This window comes from Clavibacter sp. MX14-G9D (assembly GCF_032917815.1).
GTDB lineage: Bacteria > Actinomycetota > Actinomycetes > Actinomycetales > Microbacteriaceae > Clavibacter > Clavibacter michiganensis_K.
In genome coordinates this window covers 1-1,136 of the sequence record NZ_JAVCVL010000387.1, presented here as the reverse complement: position 1 = coordinate 1,136, position 1,136 = coordinate 1, and the positions used below count along the sequence as shown (strand labels likewise).

Genomic DNA, 1,136 nt, shown 5'->3' with positions numbered 1-1,136 from the left:
GCCCGCGGCCGTGGCGGCGTGCCACGACACGAGCAGGCCCACGAGGACCGACGCGACGCCGAGGGCCGCGGCCAGGGCCATGCGCGTCGGGATCCGCGCGGTCCAGTGCCCGGCGGCCACGGCGGGCGCGAGGAGCAGGCCGACGACCAGCAGGGATCCGACGGCCTGGTACGACGCGACGACCGCCAGTGTCACGAGGCCCACCAGCGCGGCCTGCGCCGAGCGCGGGCCGAGGCCGAGCACCGCGGCGACCCGGGGATCCAGGGCCAGCGCGACGAGCGGCCGGTGGAACGCCCACGCGACCCCGAGGCCGACGACGACGGCGCCCGCGAGCAGCGCGATGTCGACGGGCGCGATGGCGAGGATGTCGCCGAACAGGATGGCGGTGGCGTCGGTGGCGAAGCTGCCGGAGTGCGAGATGACGACGACGCCGAGGGCGAGCATCGCGACGAAGAGCAGGCCGATGCTCGTGTCGTAGGAGAGGCGGCCTCGGCGCTGCAGGGCGGCGATCCCCAGGCTCATCGCCACGGCGCCGAGGGCCCCGCCGACGAGGACGGGGGCGCCGATCACGGTCGCGAGCGCGACCCCGGGCAGCATGCCGTGCGCGAGGGCCTCGCCCAGGAAGGCCATGCCGCGGATGACGACCCACGTGCCGACGACGCCGCAGAGGATCGCGACGAGCGCCCCCCCGAGGAGGGCGCGCTGGAGGAAGTCGAGCGCGAACGGCTCGAGGATTCCGCGGGTGAGGAATGTCACGATCGCCGACCCTAGTCAAGAATGAGAACGCTTATCAAATGGCTAGGATCGGACGCGTGCCCCTGCCCCCGACCCCCGCTGCCGTCGCCGCCCTCCGCGGGATCCACGTCGAGATCGACGGGCACCGCGCCCTCGGCGGCATCGACCTCGAGCTCCGCTCCGGCGCGCTCACGGTCATCGCGGGGCCGAACGGCGCCGGCAAGTCGACGCTCCTCGAGGTGATCGCGGGCACGCGGATCCCCCTGTCGGGGACGCGCGCGCTCGCCGCCGCCGCGGCCTTCGTGCCGCAGCGCGCCGCCGTCTCCGACCGGCTGCCCGTCACCGTCCGCGACGTCGCGACCGTCGGCGCCTGGGGCCGGGCCGGGCGCTGGCGACGGCTC

2 protein-coding genes are annotated in these 1,136 nt (G+C 75.7%); one reads left to right on the top strand and one right to left on the bottom strand.

What is annotated here, in order from left to right; translation table 11 throughout:
- Positions 1-756 (bottom strand): zinc ABC transporter permease AztB (aztB, locus tag Q6969_RS15855; protein ID WP_317231302.1); only part of this gene is annotated, 756 nt, incomplete at its 3' end.
- A 56-nt stretch (positions 757-812) separates the two neighbouring features.
- Here aztB and Q6969_RS15850 point away from each other — a divergent pair.
- A partial coding sequence (locus tag Q6969_RS15850; RefSeq protein WP_317231301.1) for an ATP-binding cassette domain-containing protein occupies positions 813-1,136 on the top strand: 324 nt, incomplete at its 3' end.